Source organism: Campylobacter sp. BCW_6468 (assembly GCF_001762865.1).
Classification (GTDB): domain Bacteria; phylum Campylobacterota; class Campylobacteria; order Campylobacterales; family Campylobacteraceae; genus Campylobacter_D; species Campylobacter_D jejuni.
On record NZ_MJXQ01000002.1, the window covers coordinates 1 to 6922 of the forward strand.

The window sequence follows — 6922 nt, forward strand, 5'->3', positions numbered from 1 at the left end:
TTGGAGAATTAGATCAAGATAATACTATAAAACAAGATACACCTAGTTATTATTTTTCTCCTAAAGATGAAAGCAGTGGTTTAGGAAGACTTAGTATCTTTTATAAAAATGATGAACTTTGTTTGCTTAATTATTCTATATTAGAAAATTCTTTAAATATCAAATTAGAATGTTTAAGCAAACAAAGCTTAGAGTATAAAGACTTAATTTCAAACACTTTAAAAGAACAAAAAACCACACAAGTAGATAAAAAACAAGCTATAGCTAAACTTCATGCTCTTTTAGAAAATCAAAACCTAGAATGTATCCATGGAGGCAAAGTCATACTTAAATCAAACAAAGGAAAAACTTTTAAAGATGATGGTGTGCCTATAATGCTAGAAAGTGATTTATTAAACTCTAGTATAGTAGCTTGTCCTAATACTATAGCAGGTGTAAGTGTTCCTTGTACTAAAGTTGTTAATGTAAAAGGATCCTTATCTCAAAAGAAAGTCAATAATGAATATGTAATCTTACAAGAACTCATCTCAGCTTGTAAAACAGATAAAGGCTTTGCTTTAAAAGTAAGCTTTACTCCTACTAAGTTTAAATTTGATCACAGCTTTGATCCTAAAGAGGGCTTAGGAGAACAAAGTAAAAATCAAATAGAGTTAAAAGAACCTATAATAAGACTTCATTATAAAAGTGATAGATTTCAAAAAGATAATTTACCTATCTATAATCTTTTAATCAATAATGAAAAAAAAGAACAAAATAAGGCTTTAAATGAATTTAATATAGATTTAAAAGATTTAAAAGATATAGAGGATATAAATATTCTTAATCAATTCAAACAAGACTTTAGTAAAGATTATGAATTTAAAGAACTAAATCTTAGCTTTGATACTAATTTAATCAAACTTTATTTTATTATCCCAAAAAACATTGCTAAAGTTTATAAAAGTGCTTATAAGGAATTTGAAAATAAAGATTTAGGAGCAGGGTATTTTACACAGCTACATGAGTATGATAAAATCATCAAAAATGCTTTAGAAGATAATAAAGAATTAAACGAATATCATTTTAGTTTTTTAGCTCCTGCAAAAATGCAAAATTTAAAACTTCAAATCGCACAAGGACTAGATGAAATCTTAGAAGATGAAGATAGAAAACAAGAGCTTTATGTTTGTAAATTTGTGGTGGTAAATGGGGTTAGTGAAAACAATACTCAAGAAATTATCCCTGATAATGTTATAAGAATACAAACACAAGATGGCAGTGGGGAGTTTATTGAGATAGTATTTCCTAGTCAATTAGAACTCAATGATAAACCTTTGGAAGATGTGAGTTATACATTTGTTCCGGCTTTAAGAGGGATAAAGCAATTTTTTAAAGATACTGAGTATTTAAAACCCAGAACATTGACTAAAGATGAAGTGTTGCAGATAGTAGATAAACTGCCAAAAAATGTTCGAGATAAACGCAGGAGAATAGTTGAAAATAAAGAGGAATTAGACAAATTATGGAAAAAGTTAACTAAAAATTCTGAAGAGTTTGAAAATAAAGTAGATAAAAAATACGGACAGCCGATTTATATGAGAAAACTAGATGATCAAACTATTATACAATATAAGAAAACTTCTAAAAGCGGGGGTGAGACCATAGAGATAAATTCCAATAAGCCAAGAGGAAATCTTAAAACAATACATATAGAAAATGGGATAAAAAATGAAATATAGGTATATAAAATGGGATGAAAACGAAAAGTGTGCTATTTTTTTTCCTGATATAGATTTTGATATATGGAAAAAAACCCAGCTTTTAGAGAATGATTATGCTAATCCAACTTTAATTATATCATCTCATTTAAAAGATAAGGTCGGTATTTTAGAACTATTTGAATATTATATTTTGCTTATTTGTGGAAAAAGCATGGGTGTCTCAAGGTGGGAATGTAATAATTTAATTTTATTAGATACTTACGGCATCGATAATATTAGCAGTCCATTTTATTTAAATACACCCAAACCTACCTATATAAGTGAATATATTAATGTCTTGGGGCAACTTTTTCTAGCAGGTTATATAGATTTTGGATCTTATTGTGATGAAGATAGAAATAAAATAGATTATCCCTCAAACTTATCTTATTATAAAGAAGATAAATATCAAGCTTGGATATATTTTAGAGATAATTTCTTTTATCAAGACAAATTTATTAGAGATTTGGACGATCCTGAAACATTAGACGAGGGTGGATATAGTCTTATTTTAAATGATGTTTCTTGGGATACACCACAATATTGGTCACAATACAATATCTGGATAGCAACAACCCCAAAAGGCACAAAATACTTCCAAGAAATCTTAGCTCCTAAATTTTACAACAAATACAAAGATTTAGAAGTAGAGATTGATGATAAGGGCAATGTGCTTAGATGGATAGGAGAGATTAATAGAGACAAAAAATATTAGCAAATAAAAAATGATATAATAATGCTTTATATAAGGAATCTTTTATGTTTATAAGTTCTAAAACAGAGTTAATTCAAACTATTAAAAATTTAACAATCAACAATAAAGAAGTTAAACAGATTGATTTTATTTATCCTAATTTTTCTATTTTACACGCTATATTAAAAAATATTGATTTTCATCAAAGAAAAATGCTATCTAAAAATCAAATATTGACTATGGAAATACTAGAAATTTTAAAACAAACTTGTGATAATCACAATAATATAGAAATAAATATCCATACCCTTAATGAGCTTGATGCTGGACAAAATGTAAATTTAAAAGATTTATCAAGCAGTGAAATTTGTACTAAAGTTTATTTAGAAGACTTAGAAGAAGAAATTCAAGACAAGAAACAAGATAAAGATTTGAATCTTTTTTATCATACAGATAAAAATAATCTTTGTATCGAATTTATCAATACTTTAAAAGAACTAGCTAAAGATTCTGAAGATATAACAACCTTAGACGAGTTAATCGAAAACATTGATCCTGATAATATAAACAGTGAGAAATTTGATGATTTTAAGAAAAAAGTTTTAGAAAAGATTGGAAATGTCATAGAATCGGATTTTTTCAAAAATAGCATAAGTCCCACTTTAAAAAATACTTATGAAAAATTTATCAATGAGTTGTTAGAACACATTAAAAAACTTGCCGAAGAAAAAGAATATGAAAAAATTAAAATCATACTAAGTGCTATAGCGGGTGTTGCAATAGCCACAGTGGTAGCTGTTCTTACAGGTGGGGCAGGATTAGCTATTTTGGCTGCTGGTTTATTTTCTTTAATGGGTTCTGCAAGCGAGTATTATGAATTTGCTCAAAGAGATTATGGCACACTTTTAACGCCTTTAGCCGCATTTTTAGCCACTAGATGTGCTATGTTTATTCATTATATTAATTCTCGCTTGTTATCTTGTGTTTTAATTATTGATAAAAAAGAAATTATTGATTTAAGTGGTTTTGGATTATATCTTGGAAGCGATGAAAGCAATATCGCTTCGAATTTGGCTTATAAAATCACTTTAAGCGAAGAAATAAAAAGCATTGAAAATATTTTTAGTGAAATCTTTTTAAACCCAGAACAAAAAGACAAGGGGTATAAAAATACACCCAATGATTCAAAATCGAGCAATTTACCCGCTTTCATTTCAACGCAAAAATTATCTAATTTGTATTTAAAAAACAATGCTATTTTAAAGAATTTGCAAGAAGATATTAAACAATTTATTTATTTTTCCTATATAGAAAGTCCAAATTTTAACTCAAGTAAACTAGCTGAATTTTTCGCACAAAAAAATCAAAATGCACAAATAGATTTAAATACAACTAAAATGAGTAAAAATTATTTGATTATTTCAAATATCCCCAATAAATACAATGCAGGACTTAGTGAAAGTTTAACTCAAGAAATCGCCAACTATAATATACAAGATAAATACAGAAGAATTAAAAAAAATATTGATACTTCAAAAAAAACTTATGACAGCACAAGAGATTATAGCGAATATAGCATAGAAATGCCACAAGATGAAAATGAACCTTATATTTTACAATTAAGCCCTTTTGTGAAAATATCCAAAGAAGCTTATGAGAATAGTAAAAAAGCTTATGAAGATATGCAAAAGGTTTATAAATATTTAACAAATTTTGTTGCTACACCGCAGAAGCTACCAGAATTCGCAAAAACAGCTAAAGAAAAATTAGCAATATCAGAAAATGAGCCAATGATAGAAATAGTAAAAAAGACGGAAAATTTACGACATTGCGAACGAATAAACATTTTAGCTTATATTGACTACAATAAAAAAATAAATGATAAAAAATGGCTTCCTTATTTTTATATCAAAAAATTCTTTAAACAAAACGAAGCCAAAGAATCCATCATAGAAAAAGAAAAGAAGATAGCTCATCAATATTTAACTTTTTTGAAAAAAGAGTTTTTTGAAAAATCGGATAAATCTTCATTTGGGAACTATTCTTTAATGGAATGTTTATTCATTTCATTTGTCTTGTATCAAGCTAAGCTTATTTTTCCAAATATCAATTTGGATTTGAAAAAATATGGAGGCAGTAATTTTGTATATATAAAATACTTAGATAAAACTTATGTTTTATGGACAGATGAATGTCCAATATATGTAAATAATGAGCCAACAAATATTACAGCATATGAAGTTGTATCGCAATTATTAAAAATACTTGACAAAAAAGATTATTCTTTTGTGGAAAATGATAGTTCGATAACTATAGATGATTTTTTTAATGAATTATCAAAAGATTTAGATACAACAAATACATTAGATAAAAAAATAATCAAATTAAAGCAAATGTATTATTTAGATGAACAAAAATGCATTAAAGAATTTATGAATTTAGACGAAGAAACGCAACGAGCTTTTGTTGCATGGATGGATATAGAGAAACAAATATCAGATTTATCAAAGCTTTTGGAACAGATGTATGGAAAAGAATATTTAAATAAGGCAAAAGAACAAAAAACAAGTGAAATATTTACTTATGCAATGTTAAAAATTTTATTAAGTGCTAGTCCTTTTATCAGCTTTACAGCTCAAATGTTGTGGGATTTTAATTTTTTAAAAACAATAGAATATGTTATTCAAGCTTGTATTAAAATAAACAAAGAAGGATTTAAAGAATTTTTTAAAGAACAGCTTGGTATTTTTGTACCTCCAAAAAAGAATAGTATATATCATATACACATAAAATCTAATTTAATAATAAAAGCACACTTGCAACAAATAGAAAAAGAATTAACTCATACTAAAATCCAAATGATTTTAACACAAGAGATAAAATCCAATTTAATAATACAAAAAAATACATCCGGTTTAAATCTATTTATCACAAAGATAAAAGAATACTTTAATGAAAAACAAATTAAGATTTATTGGAGTGATAAATATATGAAACAATTATTTGTATACTCTAATCAAGAAAGCAATATATCTAAAATTGCTCTTATGCATAGCATAGATATACAAACTCAAAAATATACTATTTATACTTATGCTAAGCTAAATAAACTTGACCTTGCTTCTATTGTGACTGGAGAATTTGTGGGTATTTTTTTAAATTATCTCTTTCCAACAAATTTTAAAGCCCTACAAGAACAATATGAAAGCATTGTTTATCAGCTTTACACCTTTAAAGATGATTCTCCTTTAGCAGTTATAAGAGATCATTTTATAACTTATCCTTTTGCAATCAATTCGAAATTCATTAGCTTTGATTTAAAGAAAATTTTTTATGGCATAGATCTTTGCACAGGAGTTTTTGACACTCATTTTTCCTTTCATTATGAAATAAAACCAAAGCTTGAAGAAAATAAAGAATTTCTTTTAAAAAGACTTTTGTCTTATTTGATTATTGATGAGAAAAGAAATGCAACTGCTTTAGAGGATATAAAAGAACAAAAATATATTATAGATGATTATACTTTTTATTTTAAAGAGTTAAAATCTTTAGAACTTAAAAAATGCACTATATATCAACTTCCTTGTAATCATCCTTTGTTTAAAGAGTTTAGAAATAAAGAAAAGCAAATTAGTGCTTTTAAAAAAGATGAAGATAGTCCTATTCATGCTTACAATGAAGCTTTACAAATTTTACAAGATTTTGCTAATGGAATTTACAATACAAGTAAAGATAAAACAGGAAGATATATAGAAGATAAAAATAAAACCAGAAGATTACTAGAAAAACTCAATATCATAGGACAAAACAATCTTAAGGCTATGTATATGGGGATAAATGGAAATGAAGAAAGCTTGAAAAACAAAGACAATGAAGAAGGAAACGAGGAGGATATAGAAAGTGTAACTAAAAACAAACAATCCCAAAAATTACCGCCTAATTTCATAGGCAGACTAGCCACTACTATAATCATAGAAGATGGTTTATATATGGGTTAAATTAAGAAAGGATAGATAATGAGTGAAACTTATGAGATTTATACACCCAATGGATTAGCATTAGATGTGGAAAAAGATACCAATAAAATACTCTTTAAAGAAAATGTTAAGCCCACAGGCAACTATACCGAAGAATATTCCAAAGCTTTGTTTGAAGCACACGACATTAAACGAAACTCCCCCTACAAAGACTATAAACCCCAATACCTAGATCCTAACTTTTATACAGGGCAAAAATCCACTCTAGTTGAATTTAAAGAATGGCAAAGTATATATTTAAAAGATCCTATCAAAGGAGCTATAGCTCCTTGGACTAAAGCAGAAAAAGCTTATTATCATTCTTTAAAAACCAAAAGAGAAAGATATAAATATTTAGCAATAAGAAGTGGATTAAGATCTGTGGTTATAGATATACCCTATGATGCTTATGCTAATGTAGATGAAAAAGGAAGATTGGTTAATGAAGATTATGCCTATATTTACGATGAAGT

Annotated in this window: 3 protein-coding genes and 1 pseudogene; all 4 read left to right on the forward strand. The window is 26.9% G+C overall.

Features of this window, described 5'->3' with window-relative positions; translation table 11 throughout:
• The first annotated feature begins 122 nt into the window (after positions 1 to 122).
• On the forward strand, positions 123 to 1718 hold the full coding sequence (locus AJ889_RS00080) for a lysozyme (RefSeq protein WP_070293167.1): 1596 nt from the start codon (positions 123 to 125) through the stop codon (positions 1716 to 1718).
• Entirely contained in the window at positions 1708 to 2454 is a 747-nt protein-coding gene (locus AJ889_RS00085; RefSeq protein ID WP_032591305.1) for a hypothetical protein, read from the forward strand. The genes AJ889_RS00080 and AJ889_RS00085 overlap by 11 nt, the downstream gene beginning before the upstream one ends.
• Before the next feature lie 44 nt (positions 2455 to 2498).
• The gene (locus tag AJ889_RS00090; protein ID WP_070293166.1) at positions 2499 to 6431 is read left to right on the forward strand and encodes a hypothetical protein; all 3933 of its coding nucleotides are present in this window, start codon (positions 2499 to 2501) and stop codon (positions 6429 to 6431) included.
• 18 nt (positions 6432 to 6449) lie between these two features.
• A pseudogene (locus AJ889_RS00095) lies at positions 6450 to 6922 on the forward strand (hypothetical protein); the annotation flags it as partial.